The sequence below is a fragment of the Streptomyces sp. CA-251387 genome, from assembly GCF_050936625.1.
GTDB lineage: Bacteria > Actinomycetota > Actinomycetes > Streptomycetales > Streptomycetaceae > Streptomyces.
In genome coordinates, this window is the sequence record NZ_JBNJMJ010000001.1 from 4,622,061 (window position 1) to 4,643,135 (window position 21,075).

Below are 21,075 nucleotides of genomic sequence, written 5' to 3' on the forward strand. Positions count from 1 at the left end.
GAGCCAGTAAGAGAAGGAAGCCCATGGCAACGACCACACCAGCCGGTGTGCGGGCCCACGCCAAGCACTCAGGAGGCCCGCCCGCCCACGGCGCTCCGATGTCGCACCGGCAGATCATGGAAGCGCTGACCGGGCTGCTGCTCGGCATGTTCGTGGCGATCCTGTCGTCGACGATCGTCTCCAACGCCCTGCCCGACATCATCAAGGACCTCGGCGGCGGCCAGAGCGCCTACACCTGGGTGGTCACCGCGTCACTGCTGGCGATGACCGCGTCCACACCCCTGTGGGGCAAGCTCGCCGACCTCTTCTCCAAGAAGCTGCTGATACAGATCGCGCTGGTCATCTTCGTGGCCGGCTCCGCGGCGGCCGGTCTGTCCCAGAACCCGGCCATGCTCATCACGTTCCGCGCGGTGCAGGGAATCGGCATGGGCGGCCTGTCCTCGCTGGCCCAGATCATCCTCGCGGCGATGATCTCCCCGCGTGAGCGCGGCCGCTACAACGGCTACCTCGGCGCCACCTTCGCCACCGCGATGGTCGGCGGCCCGCTGATCGGCGGCGTCATCACCGACACCGACTGGCTCGGCTGGCGCTGGTGCTTCTACGTGGGCGTGCCCTTCGCCGTGATCGCGCTCATCGTGCTGCAGCGCACCCTGCACCTCCCGGTCGTCAGGCGGAAGGTCAAGGTCGACTGGGCCGGCGCCTTCTTCATCACGGCCGCGGTCTGCCTGCTGCTGATCTGGGTGACCTTCGCCGGTGACAAGTACGACTGGCTGTCCTGGCAGACGTACGCGATGACCGGTGGCGCGCTGGCGCTGCTGCTGATCTTCGTCTTCGTCGAGACCAAGGCGAGCGAGCCGATCGTCCCGCTGCGGCTGTTCCGCAACCGCACCATCACCCTCGCCTCGCTGGCCTCACTCTTCGTCGGCATCGCGATGTTCGCCGGCACGATCTTCTTCAGCCAGTACTTCCAGCTGGCCCGCAACGAGTCGCCGACCATGTCCGGCGTCCTGACGATCCCGATGATCGTCGGCCTGTTCATCTCCTCGACCGTCTCCGGCCAGGTCATCACCCGCACCGGCCGCTGGAAGGCGTGGCTGCTCGCCGGCGGTGTGCTGGTGACGGCGGGCCTGGGGCTGCTGGGCACGATCCGCTACGACACCGAGTACTGGCGCGTGGCGATCTTCATGGCCCTTCTCGGCCTCGGCGTCGGCATGATGATGCAGAACCTGGTCCTGGCCACGCAGAACCAGGTCGCCCCGAGCGACCTGGGCGCCGCCAGCTCGGTGGTGAACTTCTTCCGCTCCCTCGGCGGCGCGATGGGCGTCTCGGCGCTGGGCGCGGTCCTCAGCCACCGCATCACCCACTACGCCGAGGAGGGCCTGACCAAGCTCGGCGTGCAGGGTTCGTCGGGCCACGGCGAGATCCCGGACCTCGACGCCCTGCCGGCGCCGGTGCGCACGGTCATCGAGAGCGCGTACGGCCATGGCGTCGCGGACGTCTTCCTGTACGCCGCGCCGATCGCCTTCCTCGCCCTGCTGTTCTCCCTGTTCATCAAGGAGGTCCCGCTGAGGACGAAGGGCGCGCTGGCGCAGGCCGCCGAGCCGGAGGCCGCGGACGCTCCGGAGGCCGCCGAGGTCCCCGCATCCACCCCCGCCGAGGTGCGGGTCCCGAGCTGGGCCGTCACCTCGGACACGGAGGCCGCTCCCGAAGGCACCCGGCAGCTCACCGCCGTGGCCACGGTGGCCCGGCCCGGCGAGACCTCCGGTTCCTCCGGCTCTTCCGGCGGCATCCCGGTCCGCGGCTTCGTCCGGGGTGCCGAGAGCGCGCCCGTGCCGCAGGCCGCGGTCACGCTGATCTCCCTCGCCGGACGGCAGCTCGGCCGGTCGGTGGCGCAGGCCGACGGTGCGTACGCCGTCGAAGCGCCCGGCGCGGGCTCGTACGTCCTGATCGCCTCCGCCGACGGCTTCCAGCCGCAGGCCTCCACGATCGTCGTGAACGGCGACGAGCCGGTGACGTACGACATCCTGCTCAGCGGCACCAGCGGGCTGAGCGGCGTCGTTCGGGCCGCGGGGGGCGCGCTGCCCGTCAAGGACGCGATGGTGATCGTCACCGATGTCCGCGGGGATCTGCTGGCCACCGCCGCCACCGGTGAGCAGGGCGAGTTCGGCTTCGCCGAGCTGGTGCCGGGTGCCGTGACCGTCGCGGTGAACGCCGCCGGATTCCGGCCGCGGGCCCTGCCCGTCGAGGTCGGCGGCACCGGGGTCACCCGGATCGAGGTCGACCTGGAGGCCGGCGCCCAGGTCCAGGGCGTCGTACGGGCGCCGCACGGGCCGCTGGCCGACGCGCGGGTCACGTTGGTCGACGCAGCGGGCAACGTGGTCGGCACGGCGACGACCGGTACGGACGGGGCGTACGCCTTCACCGACCTGGACGGCGGCGAGTACACGGTCATCGCGACGGGCTACCCGCCGGTGGCGACGGCGCTGACGGTCACCGGCCGCGGCGTCGACGACCACGACATCGAACTCGCCCACCCGGACGAGTAGCAGAACCCCGGCCCGTGGCGGGCGGCGCGCTCTGAGCGGAGGTGCGCCCCGCCACGGGCCGGTTCTTTACGACCAATTTGTAAGTATTCGCAGGGAGTTGGACGGGATGGGACTGACCGCGAGGATCCGCACCCGGGACGGATGGGCCGTGTCGCACGCGGTCGTGACGGTGACCGACATGACCGGAGCGCAGGTGCTGCGGCTGGAGGCGGACGCGGAGGGAGCCGTACGGGATCCGAATCCGCTGCCTGCGGGGGCGTACACCGTCATCGTGACCGCCGTCGGCTACGCGCCGGCCGCCGCGAGCGCCCTCGTGACGGCGAGCGGCCGGGTCGAGGTCGGCACGGTGACGCTGGCGCGGCAGGGCGGCACGGAGCTGCCGCCGCCCGGACCGTGGACCATCGACCCGGCGCACTCCAGCGTGGCCGCCGTCGCCCAGCACCTGGGGATCTCCAGCGTGCGGGGTCGCTTCACCGATTTCACGGGCGCCGTCGAGATCGCGCCGGACGACGCCACCAAGTCCCGGGTCGAGGCGGTGATCCGGGCGGACTCGATCGACACGGGGAACGGGATGCGGGACGGGCATCTGAAGTCGCCGGATTTTCTGGATGTGGAGCGGCATCCCGAGATCACGTATCGCTCGACGGGGCTCTCGGCTGCCCCCGGGTCCGACCGCTGGACGGTCCACGGCGAGCTGGGCATGAACGGTGTCGTACGGCCGGTGGACCTGGACCTGGCCTACCTGGGCACGGGGGCCGACCCGTGGGGTGGGACGCGGGCGGCGTTCCGGGCGACGGCGGAACTCCATCGGGACGACTTCGCGATGAACTACAACCAGGTGGTGCAGGCGGGCATCGCGGCCATCGGGACGACGCTCAAGGTGGAGCTGGACATCCAGGCGGTACAAGGGGAGTCTCTGCCTCCGGGCCTCTAGGCTGAGGCCATGGCACCGAACATCGCGACCAACACCCGCGTTTCTCTCGAAGAGTTGCTCGATTTCGTACGGCCCCGTCACCGCGCCATCCTGATGACCCGGCGAGCGGACGGAAGCGCCCAGGCTTCGCCGTTGACCTGCGGGGTCGACGACTCGGGGCGGATCGTTGTCTCCACGTATCCCGAGCGGGCCAAGACGCGGAACGCGAAGCGGGATCCGCGGGTGAGCGTCCTGGTCATCAGCGATGACTGGAACGGCCCCTGGGTGCAGATCGACGGATCGGCCGAGGTCATCGACCCGCCGGAGTCCGTGGAGCCGCTGGTGGAGTACTACCGGAACATCGCCGGGGAGCATCCGGACTGGGACGAGTACCGGGCGGCGATGGTGAAGCAGGGGAAGTCGATCATTCGGGTCACGCCGGAGAGGTGGGGTCCGGTGGCGACCGGGGGGTTCCCCGCGCGGCTTGTTGAGGGAGATTGAGGGTCGCCCCATAGCGCGGGTGGTGAGGGGGCGCTACTCGTGCCCGGCCTTCTGGACCATCGCCTCGATGCCTGCCACCAGTAGGTCCAGGGCGAACTCGAAGTCACGCTCCCACATCTCCTCGACCGTGTCGCCGCCTCGGGCCTCCATGAGTTCCGCGGAATCCTGGACGATGTCGGCGGCCTCCGGGGACTGCGTCACCGTGCTCATGGCGTGGTGGAAGTAGTCGTCGGGGGTCATGCCGAAGGCCGCGCTGCGGGCGATGAAGTGGCCCTCGATCGTGCCGAAGCCGTACACGAACTGGAAGACGGCCGAGATGGCGGCCACCAGACCGTGCGCGGGCAGCCCGGTCTTACGGATGATCCGCTGCACCTGCCGGGAGAAGGCGAGGCTGTTCGGGCCGATGTTGACGTAGGTGCCGATCAGCGGTGACAGCCACGGATGGCGGACCAGCAGGTCGCGGTACATACGGGCCAGGGCGCGCAGCTGGTCCCGCCAGTCCTCGTCCGCCTCCGGGTCGGGCAGGGTGAGTTCGCCGAAGGCGGCGTCGAGGGCGAGTTCGAGGAGGTCGTCCTTGGTGTCGACGTACCAGTAGACGGACATCGCGGTCACGTTCAGCTCGGCGGCCAGCCGCCGCATGGAGAACTTGGCCAGCCCTTCGGCATCCAGCAGCCGCACGGTCGCGGAGGTGATCCGCTCGCGGTCGAGGCCGGAGGGCTGTCCGCCGCCACGTCCGCCGCGCCGGTCTTTGCCTTCCAACCAGACGCTGGTCCGCGCGGACTGCCGGGCTGCCCTACCCATGGCGCACCTTCCTCGACTCCCTGAACTGATCAAGATGCTAGGCGCCAACGCCCTTGAAGGAGCGCGGGGCTGTATCGATATGCGGCTCCGCCGCGTGGGCGCGATCAACCACATACAACCCGCAGCCGCCAACAACCGTATGGCCCGAGCTCTCAGGCGGTATCTGCCCTCTCAGCCCGCCGCAACAACGCACCGGCGACCAATCCCCCGAGCAATACAGCCAACGCCCCCACCAGCAGACTGGTCTCCAGCCCGGACGAGAACGCGTCCAGAATCCGCCCCTTCTCGGCCTCGCCGTCCGCCAAGGACAACGCCCCCGGCAGGGAATCCGCCGCGAACCGCGAGCTGAGCAGCGCCCCCAGCACGGCAACCCCCAGCCCCGTACCGAACTCCGCCACCGTCCCGTTGATCCCCCCACCGACCCCCGCCTTCTCCGGAGGAATCGCACTCATGATCGCGTGCGACATCGCCGGACTCGCCACCGCGGCCCCGGCACCGATGAGCACCAGCCCCAGCAGCGTGCCGGCATAACCGCCGGAGGCCACCGTGGCGATGGAAACGAGGCCACCCGCCATCACCGCCATGCCGAGCCCGATGGCGACCGGGGTCCCGAGACGCGTCGCCCACTTCGCCGCCACACCGGTGAAATTCAGCGCCACGATCATCAGCGCGAGCGGAGCCGTCCGCAGCCCGGCCTCGAGGGGCTCGTAACCGAGCACGAACTGCATGTGCTGGGTGAGCAGGAAGAGCGACCCGCCCATACCGAAGGTGATCAGTACGCCACCCGAGACCGCCCCCGTGAACTGGCGGTTCCTGAAGAAGTGCATGTCGATCATGGGATAGGGAATCCGGCTCTCCCAATACGCGAAGGCGGCCAGCACCACGACCGCGACGGACGCCGTCACCAGCACCCGGCCCGACGTCCAGCCGTGCTCGGGGCCGGAGATGATCGCGAACACCAGGGAGGCCATGCCGATCGTGGACAGCACGGCGCCGAGCAGATCGGGGCGGTCACCCTGGGGGTTCTTGGACTCGGGCACCAGCGCCACGACCGCCACCAGGGCGAGCGCGGCGACCGGCAGGTTGATCAGGAAGATCGCGCCCCACCAGAAGTGGTCCAGCACGAAGCCGCCGACGAGCGGTCCGGCCGCGAAGCCGAGCGAGTTGACCGCGGCCCAGATGCCGATCGCCTTCGGCTGCTCCTCGGGAGTGAAGATCTGCACCGCCACGGCCAGGACGGTGGTCATCAGCAGCGCTCCGCCGACGCCCATCCCGGCCCGCGCCGCGATCAACTGGCCCGTGGAGTCGGCGAGCCCGGCCACCAGCGAGCCCGTCCCGAACAGCGCCAGGCCCGCGACCAACATCTTCTTGCGGCCGTAGCGGTCGGCGGCGCTGCCCGCCGTGAGCAGCAGACCGGACTGCACGAGCGAGTACGCGTTGATCATCCACTGGATGTCCGAGGTGGCGGCGCCCAGCTCCCGGGTGAGCGAGGGGATCGCCACGTTCAGAACGGTGTTGTCGAGGATCACCGTGAGCAGCGCGAGACAGAGGACACCGAGGATCAGCCACCGCTGGGGGTGGCCTTGGACCTGGCTCTCGGCCGCCGGGGCCTTTTCCTGGGGGGATGCCGTCATGCTGTACACCGTAGAACAGTTCCCATACGGCGTACAACGCAGATTTTCGTCAGCTCCGGCAGGACGGAAGAGGGCGGTGGCCCGGGGCCGTTGCGTGCCCCGGGCCACCGCCCGTCGGAAAGGAACCGTCAGCTGTCGCTCTTCGGCTGCGTCAGGTCGTAGAAGGTGGTGCCGTCCACCGTCACCGACTCGAAGTTCTCCTGCACCCAGGAGCTGATCTGCGAGGAGGTGCCGTTGCTGCTGCCGCCCATGCCGCCGCCGCTGCCGCTCGCGATGAAGTAGTGGATCTTGCCGTCCTCCACGTACTTCTTGAACTCGGCCAGCGTGGGGGACGGGTCGGTGCCGTTGAAGCCGCCGATCGCCATGACCGGGTCGCCGGTGGAGAGCTGGTAGCTCGCGGCGTTCTGGGCGCCGATGGCCGCGGCGGCCCAGGTGTAGTCACCCGCGTTCTTCTCCAGCAGCTCCTTGACCTCGTCGCTGACGCTCGCGCCGTTGAGCAGACCGCCCATGCCGCCGGCGCCAGCCATGCGGCCGCCGTCACCGGTCTGACCGCCGGGCATGCCTCCGCCGGGGAAGCCGTTGCCGTTCTGCTGGTTCTGGCCGCCCTGCTGGTTGTTCTGGCCCTGCTGGCCCGGCATGCCGCCGCCGAAGCCGCCACCGCCACCGGGGCCGCCGCCACCCGGCCCGCCCCGGCTGCCCGCGACCGCGGGACCGGCGGTGACGATCGAGCCGGTGTGGCCCTCGTTCACCGTGGTGAGGGTGTACGCCGTCGGGCCGGCCAGTGCGGCGGCGAGGCCCAGGCCCACGACGGCCAGGGTCAGTTGACGCCCGAGCCTGCCGGCGAAGATCAGGCCCAGCGCGGCGGCCAGACCGCCGACCAGGACCAGCCACTTCAGCCAGGGCAGGTAGTCGGAGGAGCGGTTGAGCAGGACGTAGCCCCAGGCTGCGGTGGCCGTCATCGCGCCGGCCAGGGTGAGCGACGCCCACGCCTTGTCCCGCTTCTCCCAGAGCAGCGCGGCGCCCATGCCGATCAGCGGGGCGATGTAGGGGGCGAGGGCCACCGTGTAGTACTCGTGGAAGATGCCCTGCATATAGCTGAAGACCAGCATGGTCGTGACCAGCGCGCCGCCCCAGACGAGGAACGAACCGCGCGTCACCGACGTACGGCGTGCCTTGCGCGTGGCCACCAGACCCGCGACCAGCAGGATCAGCGCGGCCGGGATCAGCCAGGAGATCTGGCCGCCGATGCTGGAGCTGAACAGCCGGTCCCAGCCGGTCTCGCCCCAGTTGCCGCCGCCGTTGCCGCCACCGCCGCCGACGCTGCCGGTCTCCTCGCCGTTCAGGCGGCCGAGGCCGTTGTAGCCGAAGGTCAGCTCCAGGAAGGAGTCGTTCTGCGAGCCGCCGATGTACGGGCGGGAGGAGGCGGGCCACAGCTCGACGATCGCGACCCACCAGCCGCCCGAGACGACGATCGCGACCAGGCCTGCGGCCAGCTGACCGATGCGCTTCTTCACCGGCACCGGCGCGCAGACCGCGTACACGATCGCGAGCGGCGGCAGGATCAGGAAGGCCTGCAGGGTCTTGGCGAGGAACGCGAAGCCGATCGCGACACCGGCCCACACCAGCCACTTCGTCCGGCCGTCTTCCAGGCCCCGGATGACGAAGTAGCAGGCCACGGCCATCAGCAGGGCCAGCATCGCGTCCGGGTTGTTGAACCGGAACATCAGCGCCGCGACGGGGGTGAGCGCGAGCACCGCGCCCGCGATCAGGCCGGCGGCGGGGCTGAACCGGCGGCGTACGGCCGCGTAGACCACGGCCACCGTGCCGACACCCATGAGGACCTCGGGGAGGAGGATCGCCCAGGAGTGGAGCCCGAAGAGGCGCACCGACAGGGCCATCGGCCACAGGGAGGCCGGGGGCTTGTCGACGGTGATGGCGTTGGCCGCGTCCAGCGAGCCGAAGAAGAACGCCTGCCAGGACTGGCTGCCCGCCTGAACGGCCGCCGAGTAGAAGGAGTTGGCGTAGCCGGAGGCACGCAGGTTGTAGAGGTAGAGGAGGAGCGTGGCGAGGAGGAGGCCGAGAAAGGCCGGGCGGGCCCAGCGCGGGTCCTCGGGGCGGCCGCGCCACAGCCGCCGTACGAAGGGCTGCTTGGGTTCACCGGAGTCGGGTGCGGGGGCGGCGGCCGGGGGTGTCAGGGGCAGCCCCCAGGTGTCGGGGTTGGTGCCTCTGTCGTAGGTCGTCTGGCTCGTCTGGCTCGTCTCGCTCGTCCGGCCCGTCTGGCTCGTCTGGTCGTACTGGATGGTCATCGGGAGTCCCTCGAGTCGGTGTCGTGCGGGCGCACCGGCTGCAGCTGCAGGGTGGCGTCCCGCCAGGTGCCGTCCGCGGCTTCACCGGCGCGGAACTGTGCGGTGTCGTACGGGTACTGGGGCGCTTGCTTCGCCATCGGGCGCTGCGGCAGCGGGCCGTGGTTCTGCGGGTACGGCTGGGTGGAGTACGTCGGCGAGGAAGGGGCGTGCGAGGCGACCACCGTCGACGGGGTGTCGCGCTGGTCCGGGAACACCCACGCCCGGAAGAGCAGGAAGCGCAGCACGGTCGCCGCGAGGTTGGCGGCGATAAGGACCGCGAGTTCGGTGGAGTGCGCGGGGCTGGAGGTCGCCGCGTTGAGGGCGGCGAGCGAGCCGCTGGTCAGGGCGAGTCCGATGCCGAAGACGACCAGGCCCTGCGCCTGGTGCCGTACGGCTCCGCTGCGGCCGCGCACCCCGAAGGTGAGGCGCCGGTTGGCGGCCGTGTTGGCGATGGCGGAGACCAGCAGGGCGAGCGCGTTGGCGATCTGGGAACCGGTGAAGACCCGGAAGCCGCTGTACAGCAGCAGATAGAACAGGGTGGACAGGCCGCCGACGACACAGAAGCCGACGAGCTGGCGGGCCAGGCCCTTGGGTACGTCCTTGATCTCGCGGTCGCGCGGATCGTCGCCGAAGGGGCGGGTGAGCCGGTCCAGCGGCAGCGAACCGGAGGCCAGGGCCTTGCCGACCCGCCAGACACCCTTGAGGTCGTCGGTCGCCGTCTTCACGATGTGGACGGTCGAGTCGGGGTCGTCGACCCAGTCGACCGGGACCTCGTGGATACGGAGTCCCGCGCGCTCGGCGAGCACCAGCATCTCGGTGTCGAAGAACCAGCCGGTGTCCTCGACGAGGGGCAGGAGCGCCTGCGCGACATCTCGCCGTATGGCCTTGAAACCGCACTGCGCGTCGGAGAAGCGGGCCTGGAGCGAGCCGCGCAGGATGAGGTTGTAGGCGCGGCTGATGAACTCCCGCTTGGGCCCGCGCACGACGCGGGAGGCGCGGGCCAGCCGGGAGCCGATCGCGAGGTCCGAGTGACCGGAGATCAGCGGCGCCACCAGCGGCAGGAGGGCGTTGAGGTCGGTGGACAGGTCCACGTCCATGTAGGCGAGGATCGGGGCGTCCGAGGCGGACCAGACCGTCCGCAGCGCACGGCCGCGGCCCTTCTGCTCCAGCCGGAAGGACGTGACCTCCGGGATCTCCGCCGCCAGCCGCGACGCCACCTGGGGGGTGGTGTCCGTCGACGCGTTGTCCGCGATCGTGATGCGGAACGCGTACGGGAAGGTGCGCTTGAGGTGATCATGCAGTCTCAGCACACACGGCTGGAGGTCCTTCTCCTCGTTGTAGACGGGGATCACTACGTCCAGGACAGGCGTACCGGCGTCTCCGGCCGGGAGGTGCTCCCGCGCCGGCAGGGTGCCGGGAGAAGAGTCGGTTCGCATGGGACCGACTTTCGTCAAGCGCCCTGTTCCGCCCATGTGGTGACGCTGTGCTGTGCCTGTGAGTGCTGTTGCCAGCTCATTTCGGGGCTCGGCGGCACGGGGAGCGCCGGCAGATGCACCGTGAACACGGTCCGTCCGGGCACGCTGTCCACGGTCACGGCACCGCCGTGCGCGGTCGCCACGGCCTGCACAATGGCCAGGCCGAGGCCGGTCGAGCCGGAGGAACGCGAGCGCGAGGAGTCGCCGCGCGCGAACCGTTCGAAGACGTGCGGCAGCAGATCGGCCGGGATGCCCTGGCCGTTGTCCTCCACGTCCATACACATCCACGCGCCCCTCCGTTGAACACGGGCAGTGACCGTCGTCCCGGGCGGTGTGTGGTTGCGGGCGTTGCCGAGGAGATTGACCAGCACCTGTTGCAGACGTGCCGCGTCCGCCGACACGAGGGCCGGTTCGTCGGGCAGGTCGAGGCGCCAGTTGTGGTCCATGCCGGCCGCGCGGGCGTCGCTGATGGTGTCCACGACGAGCGGGACGAGGTCGGTCTGCTCGAACTGGAGGGGGCGGCCTGCGTCGAGCCGGGCGAGGAGGAGGAGATCCTCGACGAGCAGCGTCATCCGGCCCGCCTCGGACTCGATACGGCCGAGCGCGTGCCGGGTGTCCGGCCCGACCTCTTCTCTGCCGCGTCTGGTCAGCTCGGCGTACCCCCGGATGGAGGCGAGGGGGGTGCGCAGCTCATGACTGGCGTCGGCCACGAACTGCCGTACCCGCATCTCGCTCTGCTGGCGGGAGTGCAGGGCGGCGTGGACGTGGTCCAGCATGCGATTGAGCGCGGCGCCGACTTGACCGACCTCGGTGTGGGGATCGGTCTCGGACTCGGGGACGCGTTCGCTGAGGTTGACCTCGCCGGTGTGGAGGGGGAGTTCGGAGACGCGGGTGGCGGTGGTGGCGACGCGGCGGAGGGGGCGGGTGGCTACGCCGACGAGGACCGAGCTCGCGATACCGGCGGCTACGAGAGCGGCGGCGGTGACGCTGAGCTCAATGATCATCAGGGTGTTGAGGGTGCTGTCGACCTCGTCGGTGGGAAGGGCGACGTAGTAGCTGCGGGTGCCGTCGGCGGTGGTCCGGTACTCGACGCGGTACTCGCCGAGACTGCCCAGATCAATCGTGTGCTTCTCACCGTCCTGAGCAACGGTGTTGAGGTCCTCGATCTCGGCATCGGTGAGGTTCTTGTCGACCATCCCGCTGACGTCGGTGCTGTCCTCCGACTTCTCACCGACCTTGGCGTCGGTGATGGTGCCGTTCTGGACCTGGGCGATGATCGTGCCCGGCTTGCCGCGTTTGACGAAGTCGCTGAGGTTGAAAGGCGGCTTTTTGTCTGCGATGTCGTCGGTCGCGTTTTCCTTGTCGGGGTCGATGGGAGGCTTCCCGAATCCCGTCGCACGCCCGACGGCCTCGCTCAACTGAGTGTCCAGCTGGTTGTACTGCTGGGTCCGCAGGGCCAGCGTCGTCACCGTACCGATCACCGCACACACCACAGCGATCAGCACCACGGACGCGACGACGAGCCGCGTCCGCAGGGTGCGCGGCTGCCCCGCCCGCCGCTGCCGCTTCTGCGCACGCGGCCGTCGTCGTCCTCTCATGACGCTGCGGGTTTGATCAGGTAACCGGCGCCACGCCGGGTGTGGATCATCGGCTCGCGACCGGCGTCGATCTTCCGTCGCAGGTAGGAGATGTAGAGCTCGACGACATTGGCCTGCCCGCCGAAGTCGTACGACCAGACGCGGTCGAGTATCTGGGCCTTGCTGAGCACCCGCCGCGGGTTGCGCATGAGGAAGCGCAGCAGCTCGAACTCGGTGGCGGTGAGGTGGATGGACTCCCCGCCGCGCGACACCTCGTGGCTGTCCTCGTCGAGGGTGAGATCCCCGACGACCAGCACGGAGTCCGACCGCCGGTCGGCAGCACCGGAGCGGCGGATGAGTCCACGCAACCTGGCGACGACCTCCTCCAGGCTGAACGGCTTGGTGACGTAGTCGTCCCCACCGGCGGTGAGCCCGGCGATACGGTCCTCGACGGCGTCCTTGGCGGTCAGGAACAGCACCGGCACGTCCGGCAGCTCCCGCCGCAACCGCCCCAGGACGGTCAGCCCGTCCATGTCCGGCAGCATCATGTCCAGAACGACGGCGTCGGGCCGGAACTCCCGCGCGGTCTGCACGGCACCCGTGCCGTCCCCCGCACTCCGGATCTGCCAGCCCTCATAGCGAAGGGCCATGGACAGCAGTTCGGTGATCGACAGCTCGTCGTCCACCACAAGCACTCGGACGGGGCTCCCGTCCGGCCTCAGCAGTTCGGTGCGCCCCTGGGGCGAGGTCGTGGTCATGGTGAACACCTTGTCGGTGCCCGCTGAGAGAGCCCTTTCGACAACCTGTGATTTTCCTGAGAAACGCACAGGAGGTTCTCAGGGAACGCCTGGGAAGTCCTGGGCCGGCGATGCCCCGAATAGAGAGGCGAACACGACTGCGTAGTACGGAGGTTCGTGAGCAGGAACAGGGGCGACAGGGCGACAGGTGCCATGCGGTGATCGCTCATGTCACGGGGTCCCGGAGGGATCCAACTCCTAACCGTCACCGCCCTTTCCGCCCCTCTCCCCGGTCAGAACAGGCTGTCCTGTGCATCCAACTCGCGCTTGAACCGCCTTACCGGAAGGGTGAGTTCGCCGTCTCCGGCAGGGCCCGCGACGGGAAGCAACTCCCAGCCCTGCATCAACCGCGTATCGACCACGACGACCTCGCCGCCCGCCTCCACATGCAGATCCGGCCCGGCAGCCGCCACCAACCGTCCGCTCACCACCCCGCCCGCGACAAGCTCGGTCACCTCCCCCGCCGCGTCCGGCAGATCCCCGAGCCCGAACACCCCCGCGTGATCGACCGGTTCGCAGGGCTCCCGCTCAAGGGACTCCGGCCAGCCGGGGAGGGACACGGCCCTGGCATGCAGGTCCACGACCTCTGCCGCCCGCTCCGCCGCCGAGCGCGGCAGCGCAGACCGCACCGCCCGCTTGTCGCCGTAGGGAATCCGGTCCGGCACCCGCAGGGCCGCGCGCAGCACTTCCTCGGTGCGGCGTGCCGCCATCAGTGGGCCGGCGCCCAGCCAGGTGAAGCAGACCGCGCCCTGTTCCAGCAGCCGTGCCGAGCCGCGCTCAAGGGCGGTGATGCCGACCTTGGTCATGCCGGGGCCGAACCACGCCAGATATACGTGGTACGGCCGCGGGTCGTCCGCGATGGTGTCCGCGGCCACCGAGTGCGCCCGATCCAGCCGCGCACACTCCTCGCACCGCGCCCCCGTGCTCCGCCCCGGCACGACCGCCCGCACCGGACACGCATGCCCCCGTGCTCCCACGCATGTCCGCACTCCCCCTTCCGCGACCCCGAAGGCCACCCGTTTCCCCCAGGTCAGCGCGGAGCGCCGACCGCCGTCCCACGCCAGTGCGGGGCCGTCCGCCGACCACCGCAGCCCCGAGCATCTCCACGCCTGTGCCATCGCTCTTCGAGACTAGATGCCACCACTGACAACGCCGGGTCGGCGAACCGGCGACGCCGGTTCCGCAACCGACCTTGGCGACCGACCTCGACGACCGACCTCAGCAGCCGGCTTCAGCGACCCGCCTCGGCGGCTGCGGGCTCGGGCTCCCCGACCGCCACGGGAACCACCTCGGACGCCACCACCGCCGTACGCCGCCCCCGCCCCGCCAGCCGGCATCCCCAGCACTCCGCGTGCCCGTCCCGTGCGGTCAGGTCACGCGCCCCCATCCGCCACTGACCGCGCGGCCGGACGCCCGGCGGCTTGCCCCAGCCGGCGAGGTGCAGGGCCCAGGTGACGAGGACACTCGCCGCCGTGATGCCGAGGCCGCCGGCGATCAGCGCCGCCGAGACCGTACATATCCCCGCCCCCAGAACAGCGGAACCGATGGTCGCGATCGCGGTTCCGGTCCATCCTGCGACCGTATGCCCCTCGTCATACTGGCTCACGTGCCTGCCTCCCTCTCGTAGGGCAGCGGAACTCACCCGCGTCGGAGGGACCCATATTCCCTCACGGCGTGAGAAGTTTAGGCCCTTAACATCTCACACGCTAAGGTAATCAGGAAGATGCAAGCCACGCCGCGCCCCACCGCCACCCCGGCCCAGGCGCTGGAGGCGATGGACTCCCTCATCGCGGCCCACCTGCTCGGCCAGCAGGAAATGGCCCAGCGGCTGGGCCTGAACATCACCGACCTGCTCTGTTTCGCCTGCGTCCTGAAGGCCGGCGAGAACCTCCTCACGGCGGGCGAACTCGCCGAGCACGCGCACGTCACGACCGGCGCGATGACCGGCATCCTCAACCGCCTCGAACGCGCCGGCTTCATCACCCGCCGCCCGGACCCGAACGACCGCCGCCGCGTCCGCGTGGCCGCCGTCCCCTCCGCGGTCACCCGGGCCGAGGAGCTCTACGGCCCCTACTACGCCCGCCTGAACGAGCTCTTCGCCTCCTACTCCGCCGACGAGATCGCCGTACTCACGGACTGGTTCACCCGCACGACCGGCCTCGCGCAGGCCTACATCGACGAGCTGCGCGACCAGGACGAGGCCTGACGACCGGCCTGCTCACCGGCCTGATCCACGACTGGGAGATAGTGGCCGCATGCTTCATGATCCCGAGAACACCCTCTTCGTGCGGGGTGAGACTCCCGTCCTGCTCCTGGCCGGCGCCTCCGTCCACGACGCCCTGCCGGCCCTCGACTCGTCCGACGGGCAGATGCCCCTGTGCGCGGGCTGGGGCGTCGTACCCAAACTCACCCTGTGCGTCGTGGACGGACCGGGGGAATACGGCCTCATGGTCCCCTCGCTCGCCGCGCCGGTCCTCGACGCGGCCGGGCCCGGTGACATGGGGGACTGGTGCGGGGACGCCGAGCGGGCCGGTGGTGCGGTGGTGCTGTCGGTCGAGCGGATACCCGAAGTTCTCGACTGGGCCCAGCTTTTGGGCTCCGGCACGTCGCGCGGCGGCTTCGTGACGATCATGGGGTAACCGGCATCGGCGCCACTCAACCTCGGCAATACCCGACCCCCATGGTGGAGCCTGCCCCACCATCGGTCCGGTAGATCACTCCATCGTTTTCGCGGGCGGACAACGGAATCGTTGGCCTCGGTTGATCCCGGCTGAAGCCGCGTCGAAACCGGCTGAAGCCCGACTGAGGCAGCGCTGAAGCCGCGCCGGGATGAGCTGTGTCCCTCAGAGGATCAGTCCGGCCCGGAAGGAACCGCCATGGAGTCGCAGTGCCCGTCGAAGCCGAGCCGCCCGCCCATGCCGGGCCCGTCGAAGCCCGGCCCTCTCTCCTCCTTCCTCCGGTTCGTGGTGTGCGGCGGCGGTGTCGGGCTCCTCGCCGGGGCCGCCGTGCCGCTGCTGGGCACGGCGATGCCGTGGGCGCTGGCGAACGCCCTGATCACCATCGCCTCCACCCTCCTGTGCACCGAGCTGCACGCCCTGTTCACCTTCGGCACCGGACGCCGCCCGGGGCTGCGCGAACACCTCCAGTCGGCGGGCTCGGCCACCGCCGCCTACCTCGTGACGAGCGCCGCGATGCTCATGCTCCACGCCGTCCAGCCGTCCCCCACGCTGCTCCGCGAGCAGGTCGTCTACCTCACCGCTTCCGGGCTGGCCGGTATCGGCCGGTTCCTGGTCCTGCGGCTGTTCGTGTTCGCCGAGCGGAAGAAGGAGGGGGAGCCGGCTCCGGCGATCACAGTGCCCACCGCGACCACGCCGACTCACTCCCGCGGTGCCCTCTCCCCGCTCTCCCCGCTCTCCCCGCTCTCCGCCGCCGACGCCGTCAACGTCCTCCGCACCGGCGCCCAGCGTCCCGCGTACGCCCCGATGCTCCCGTCCGTCGCATAACCGCTGTCATCAGGGGTGTTCCTCTTCCCCACTGTTGCGGGATGTTCCTCTCCCCGCGTGACTTAGGGCCGACGTGCGAGGTACTCCTCCGCACGCCCCATCGGCCACACCTCCCCGATCTTGTGCCGTATGTCGAAAAGGTTCGCCGCATGCACATCCGGATCCCGGTCGCCGACCGCCTCCTCCACGACGACCGGGACGAACCCGTGCTGCATCGCGTCGAGCGCGGTGGCACGCACGCAACCGCTCGTGGAGAGGCCGCCGAGGAGCAGCGTGTCGATTCCGGCGGCCGTGAGGTAGGCCCCGAGCGGCGTACCGAAGAAGGCGCTCGGATACTGCTTGGTGATCGTCAACTCGTCCGCCGCCGGGGCGAGTCCGTCGATGAAGTCGCCGTACGGACTTCCCTCCGCGAACACCCGGAGCGTGGGCACCTTGCGGTAGAAGACGCCGCCGTCCCTGCCGTCGGACCGGAACCGCACCCGCGTGACGACCACCGGTATCCGCGCTCGCCGTGCGGCCGCCAGCAGCGCCTTCATCGCCTCTACGGCCGGTTCGACCCCGGCGTACAGCGGGCAGTCGGGGTCGACGTAGGCGCGGGCGGGGTCCACCAGGAGCAGGGCGGGGGACGTACCGGGAGCCAACTGCCCGACCAGACCGGCACGCTCGTAGTCCTCGTCCCGCAAAGCCTCCCGCGAGACCTCCCGCGCAGCTCCCCGCGAGGCCGCCCGTCGTAACCCGCTCATACCTGCCGGCACTTCATCAGCGGCTGGATGCGCGTGCCGAAGTTCTCGATGCCCTCCAGGAAGTCGTCGAAGACCAGCATGATCCCCTTGGTGCCGTCGACTTCGGCGACCTCGTCGAGCATCCGTGCCACGGTCTCGTACGACCCCACGAGCGTGCCCATGTTGAAGTTCACCGCGCCTTCGGGCAGCACGATGGTCCGGGCGGTCGAGGAGTCGTCGGCGGTGGTGTCCGAGGCCGACTCGCCCGCCATGTACGCCAGTGCCGCGCGGTCGGCATGGTCGTGGTAGTCCCGCCACTTGGCCTGGGCCGCCTCGTCGGTCTCGTCCGCGATGACCATGAAGAGGGAGAGCGCGCCGACGTCCCGGCCGGTCTCCCGCGCCGCGTCCACGAGCGTGGCGGTCGTGCCGGCGAAGGCGAGCGGGGTGTTGACGCCGCTGCCGAGGATGAAGTTGTAGTCGGCGTGCTCGGCGGCGAACCGCATGCCGGTGTTGCTCTGGCCCGCGGCAACGATGTCGATGTGCCCGTTCGCCGGGCGCGGCGACAGCACGCAGTCGTCCATCTCGTAGAACTCGCCCTTGAAGTTGCTGACACCCTCGCGCCACAGCTCCTTCATCACGGTGACGTACTCGACGGCCCGGTCGTAGCGGTTGCCGAAGTGCTCGTCGCCGGGCCACAGGCCCATCTGGGAGTACTCGCCGGGCGCCCAGCCGGTGACGATGTTGACGCCGAAGCGGCCGGGGGCGATCGAGTCGACGGTGACGGCCATGCGGGCGACGATCGCAGGGGGCAGGACGAGGATCGGCGTGGAGGCGTACAGCCTGATCCGTTCCGTCACCGCGGCCAGGCCCGCCATCAGCGTGAACGACTCCAGACAGTGGTCCCAGAACTCGGTCTCGCCACCGAACCCCTTGAGCTTGATCATCGACAGCGCGAAGTCGAGCCCGTGCTCCTCCGCCTTCTGCACGATGGCCTTGTTCAGCTCGAAGGTGGGCAGGTATTGAGGCGAACTCTTCGATATGAGCCAGCCGTTGTTGCCGATGGGGATGAAGACGCCGATGTCCATGCCGCTCCTCAGCGGGTAGGGGGCTACCGGGTGATGCCAAGCCGTGGACTTCAACGCAACGCGTCGACTCGACGTTCCAACTCGACTGCAAATACTGGCTGTTGACTTCCCGTCGAGCCGCCGGGGGAGGGGCGTAAGGATCTTGCGAAGCATCGATTCGGTTGAGCCCGGAACGGTAAAGTCCGCAACATGAACGCTCGGCTGGCACTGCTCGGCACGGTGGCCCCCGGTGTCGCGGAAAGCGAGGTCTTCCGGCTGGCCCTGCAGCACGCGGTGGGCGAACTGGGCGCGCTCGGCGGCATGATCCATCTCCGGGGCCCGATGTCCGCGCTGCGCCTGGTGTCGACGGCCGGGCTCCCTCCCGCCCTCACCCGCAGCTGGGAGATCATCGACCAGGAGGGCCCGCTGGCCCCGGCCCGCGCACTGCACGAGGGGAACGGCGTCTGGGTCCCGCTGAGCCCGTCCGGCGCGGTCGGCACCCCGGACGCCGCCTGGCCCGGCACCGGCCTGGCCGCGCTGCCGATGTACAGCAACCGTCGCAGCACCGGCGCCCTCAGCGTGCTGATGGGCGACCGGGGCGAACCGTCCCGCGAGCACTGGGAGTTCCTGCGAGCCGTCATCGCCTGGACCGAGGACCGCATGGTCCAGGCACCGCCGCCGACCGGCCCCTCACGCCCCGCAGAGCCGGATCAGAACGGCGAGCGCCTGCGTCAGGCGCTGAAGGAGGTCAGCGTCGGCTCCTGGGACTGGAACATCCGCACCGGCGACCTGATCTGGGACGAGGCGGCCCTGGAGCTGTACGGCACCCGGCCGGAGGACTACACCGGCAAGGTCGACGACTGGATGCGGTGCGTCCACCCCGACGATCTGGCACCGACACTGGCCGCGGCGGACCGCGCGATCCGCACCGGTGGCGTCTTCGAGGCCGAGTACCGGGTACGCAAACTCGACGGCACCTGGGGCTGGACGCAGGCCCGCGGCAAGGCGACGTACGACGAGAGCGGCGAGCCCCACCGGATGATCGGCATGGGCTGGGACAGCAACGAGCCCCGCTCCGCCCGTGACGCGCTCGGCCGGGCCCTGCGCCACATCAGCGACGGCTTCCTGGCGATGGACGACGACTGGCGGATCACCTTCGCCAACCTGGAGGCCGAACGCACCCTGGGCTTCTCCGAGGCGGAGCTGATCGGCCGCCTGCTGTGGGACCTGCCCGCCGCCGAGCAGGTGCCCGGCCTGGAGATCCGCTGCCGGCAGGCCGCCGCCGCGGAGAAGTCGGTCAGCTTCGACGTACGGCTGCCGAACGGCCGCCTGTGCCACCTCCGGCTGGTTCCGGGCCCCGACGGCCGGACGATCTACTTCACCGACGTCACCGAGAAGCGGCGGCTGGAGGAGGAGCGCCGGTCCGCCGAGCGGGCGGCGTCCGAACGCGCGACGCGGATAGCGGAGTTGACGACGGCGCTCGCCAAGGCGACGACCTCGAAGGACGTGGTGGACGCGGTCGCCCGCAGGGTGCTGCCGCCGTTCGAGGCGACCGGTCTGGTGGTGCAGACCGTGGAGGGCGACCGGCTGCACACCGTCGGCTCCGTCGGCTACCCGGACGACGTCCTCGCCGTACTCGACGGCCGTGAGCGTACGCAGCCCAGCCCCCTGTGGGACGCGATACTGAACGGCACGCCGCTGTTCATGTCCTCCCCGCAGGAATTCACCGCCCGCTACCCCGACTTGGCCGACCTGCCCTCCCGCGCCGGCAAACAGTCCTGGGCGCTCCTCCCCCTCACCGCATCCGGCCACACCTTCGGCATCTGCGCGGTCACCTTCGACCACCCGCGCCGCCTCACCGACGAGGAGCGCACCCTCCTGACCGCGACCAGCGCCCTGGTAGCCCAGGCCCTGGAACGGGCCCGCCTCTTCGACGCCGAGCACACCCGGTCCCGCGAACTCCAGCGCAGCCTGCTCCCCCGCGACCTGCCCGCCCTCCCGGCCTGCACGGCCGCCGCCCGTTACCTCCCGGCCGGCCAGGGCATGGACGTGGGCGGCGACTGGTACGACATCATCCCGCTCTCGGGCGGCCAGGTGGCCCTGGTTGTCGGCGACGTCATGGGCCACGGCCTCCCGGAGGCGGCCACCATGGGCCGCCTGCGTACGGCCGTCCACACCCTGGCCGACCTCGAGCTGCCGCCCGACGAGATCATGAGCCACCTCAACGACATCGTCGGCGGCATGGGCGAGGAGTCGTACGTGACGTGCCTGTACGCCTTGTACGACTCCACGACCCGCGTCTGCTCCATAGCCAGGGCGGGCCACCCGCCCCCGGCCTTGCTTCAGCCGGACGGCACGGTGGCGTTCCCGCACCTGTCGGCGGACCCACCCCTGGGCGCGGCGGAACCCCCCTTCGAGACGACGGAGATCCCGGTCCCCGAGGGCAGCGTGCTGGTGCTGTACACCGACGGCCTGGTGGAGTCGTCGAAGCGCGAGATGGACGAGGGCATGGCGGCGCTCGCGGACGTCCTGCGCACCTCCCACGCCGACGGCACGGCGGCGGACCTGGAGCACCTCTGCGAGCGGATCACCTCCGCCCTGCTCCCCTCCGACCACCAGGCGGCCGACGACGCGGCCTTCCTCCTGGCCCGCCTCCACGCGCTGCCCACCTCCCGCATGGCCTCCTGGCCCCTCCCCGAGGACCCCAGGGCAGCGGGCCAGGCCCGCGCCCTGATCCGCGACCAGCTGGCGGCGTGGGGACTGCAGGCCCTGGCCCCGACGACCGAGTTACTGGCGAGCGAGCTCGTCGGCAACGTCATCCGCCACGCGAGGGGCCCGCTCCGCCTCCGTCTCCTCCACGGCGCCGACCTGATCTGCGAGGTCTTCGACGGCAGCCTGACGATGCCGCGCATACGCCGGGCGACGGAGACGGACGAGGGAGGCCGGGGGCTTCAGCTGGTCACGGCACTGTCGCAGCGGTGGGGGACGCGGTACACGCCGACGGGCAAGTGCATCTGGACGGAACAGGCCGTGCAGACGCCGGACGCGGTACGGGAGGGGACGGAGTCGGATGCGGAGGCGGCCGGCCCGCTGGAGCGGATGTTCCTGAGCATCGCGGGGCTGGGGGAGGGCTTCGACGGGGATCTGGACGCGCTGGCGTTCGGGGACCAGGAGTTGTGAGCGCGGGCAGGGTCGCA

17 protein-coding genes are annotated in these 21,075 nt (G+C 70.4%); 7 read left to right on the forward strand and 10 right to left on the reverse strand.

Annotated features, from left to right (window positions below; translation table 11 throughout):
* Positions 1-23: 23 nt before the first annotated feature.
* From ACQEV2_RS20635 to ACQEV2_RS20645, 3 genes are all read left to right on the forward strand, one after another.
* Positions 24-2,546, forward strand: a complete 2,523-nt coding sequence (locus ACQEV2_RS20635; protein WP_433043355.1) for an MFS transporter — start codon at positions 24-26, stop codon at positions 2,544-2,546.
* A gap of 106 nt (positions 2,547-2,652) precedes the next feature.
* Positions 2,653-3,480 (forward strand): YceI family protein, encoded by an 828-nt coding sequence (locus ACQEV2_RS20640; RefSeq protein ID WP_433043358.1) that lies wholly within the window; start codon positions 2,653-2,655, stop codon positions 3,478-3,480.
* 9 nt (positions 3,481-3,489) lie between these two features.
* Positions 3,490-3,960, forward strand: coding sequence for a PPOX class F420-dependent oxidoreductase (locus ACQEV2_RS20645; protein ID WP_433043361.1), 471 nt, complete (start codon positions 3,490-3,492; stop codon positions 3,958-3,960).
* A gap of 33 nt (positions 3,961-3,993) precedes the next feature.
* On the opposite strand, the gene ACQEV2_RS20650 is transcribed toward ACQEV2_RS20645, so the two are convergent.
* The 8 genes from ACQEV2_RS20650 to ACQEV2_RS20685 all read right to left on the reverse strand — a co-directional run bounded on the left by ACQEV2_RS20650 (position 3,994) and on the right by ACQEV2_RS20685 (position 14,195).
* A complete protein-coding gene (locus ACQEV2_RS20650) occupies positions 3,994-4,761 on the reverse strand; it encodes a TetR/AcrR family transcriptional regulator (protein WP_433043364.1) in 768 nt (255 codons plus the stop codon).
* 152 nt (positions 4,762-4,913) lie between these two features.
* Positions 4,914-6,395, reverse strand: a complete 1,482-nt coding sequence (locus ACQEV2_RS20655) for an MFS transporter (protein ID WP_433043367.1) — start codon at positions 6,393-6,395, stop codon at positions 4,914-4,916.
* Between the two features lie 128 nt (positions 6,396-6,523).
* A complete protein-coding gene (locus ACQEV2_RS20660) occupies positions 6,524-8,701 on the reverse strand; it encodes an ArnT family glycosyltransferase (protein ID WP_433043370.1) in 2,178 nt (725 codons plus the stop codon).
* Positions 8,698-10,176 carry a glycosyltransferase gene (locus ACQEV2_RS20665; protein ID WP_433043373.1) on the reverse strand — a complete coding sequence of 493 codons (1,479 nt, stop codon included), beginning with the start codon at positions 10,174-10,176 and terminating at the stop codon, positions 8,698-8,700. The genes ACQEV2_RS20660 and ACQEV2_RS20665 overlap by 4 nt, the downstream gene beginning before the upstream one ends.
* 14 nt (positions 10,177-10,190) lie before the next feature.
* Complete coding sequence (locus ACQEV2_RS20670; protein WP_433043376.1) at positions 10,191-11,813, reverse strand: ATP-binding protein; 1,623 nt, start codon at positions 11,811-11,813, stop codon at positions 10,191-10,193.
* Positions 11,810-12,550, reverse strand: a complete 741-nt coding sequence (locus tag ACQEV2_RS20675) for a response regulator transcription factor (protein WP_433043379.1) — start codon at positions 12,548-12,550, stop codon at positions 11,810-11,812. The genes ACQEV2_RS20670 and ACQEV2_RS20675 overlap by 4 nt, the downstream gene beginning before the upstream one ends.
* A 272-nt stretch (positions 12,551-12,822) precedes the next feature.
* Positions 12,823-13,707: a DUF2797 domain-containing protein gene (locus tag ACQEV2_RS20680; RefSeq protein WP_433043382.1), complete on the reverse strand. Its 885-nt coding sequence runs from the start codon at positions 13,705-13,707 to the stop codon at positions 12,823-12,825.
* Positions 13,708-13,820: 113 nt separating this feature from the next.
* On the reverse strand, positions 13,821-14,195 hold the full coding sequence (locus tag ACQEV2_RS20685; RefSeq protein WP_433043384.1) for an HGxxPAAW family protein: 375 nt from the start codon (positions 14,193-14,195) through the stop codon (positions 13,821-13,823).
* 117 nt (positions 14,196-14,312) lie between these two features.
* Here ACQEV2_RS20685 and ACQEV2_RS20690 point away from each other — a divergent pair, with 117 nt between their 5' ends.
* The 3 genes from ACQEV2_RS20690 to ACQEV2_RS20700 all read left to right on the forward strand — a co-directional run bounded on the left by ACQEV2_RS20690 (position 14,313) and on the right by ACQEV2_RS20700 (position 16,092).
* Positions 14,313-14,795, forward strand: a complete 483-nt coding sequence (locus ACQEV2_RS20690; protein WP_433043386.1) for a MarR family winged helix-turn-helix transcriptional regulator — start codon at positions 14,313-14,315, stop codon at positions 14,793-14,795.
* 49 nt (positions 14,796-14,844) lie between these two features.
* Positions 14,845-15,228, forward strand: coding sequence for a hypothetical protein (locus tag ACQEV2_RS20695; RefSeq protein ID WP_433043389.1), 384 nt, complete (start codon positions 14,845-14,847; stop codon positions 15,226-15,228).
* A gap of 276 nt (positions 15,229-15,504) precedes the next feature.
* Positions 15,505-16,092, forward strand: coding sequence for a GtrA family protein (locus tag ACQEV2_RS20700; RefSeq protein WP_433054625.1), 588 nt, complete (start codon positions 15,505-15,507; stop codon positions 16,090-16,092).
* A gap of 62 nt (positions 16,093-16,154) precedes the next feature.
* Here ACQEV2_RS20700 and ACQEV2_RS20705 read toward each other — a convergent pair whose 3' ends face one another.
* Together ACQEV2_RS20705 and rutA are read right to left on the reverse strand one after the other, a co-directional pair.
* Entirely contained in the window at positions 16,155-16,835 is a 681-nt protein-coding gene (locus ACQEV2_RS20705) for an isochorismatase family protein (RefSeq protein ID WP_433043392.1), read from the reverse strand.
* Positions 16,832-17,899 carry a pyrimidine utilization protein A gene (gene rutA, locus ACQEV2_RS20710; RefSeq protein ID WP_433043395.1) on the reverse strand — a complete coding sequence of 356 codons (1,068 nt, stop codon included), beginning with the start codon at positions 17,897-17,899 and terminating at the stop codon, positions 16,832-16,834. Before rutA ends, ACQEV2_RS20705 begins: the two co-directional genes overlap by 4 nt.
* Before the next feature lie 189 nt (positions 17,900-18,088).
* On the opposite strand from rutA, the gene ACQEV2_RS20715 reads away from it, so the two are divergent.
* Positions 18,089-21,058, forward strand: a complete 2,970-nt coding sequence (locus ACQEV2_RS20715; RefSeq protein WP_433043398.1) for a SpoIIE family protein phosphatase — start codon at positions 18,089-18,091, stop codon at positions 21,056-21,058.
* The last annotated feature ends 17 nt before the right edge of the window (positions 21,059-21,075 follow it).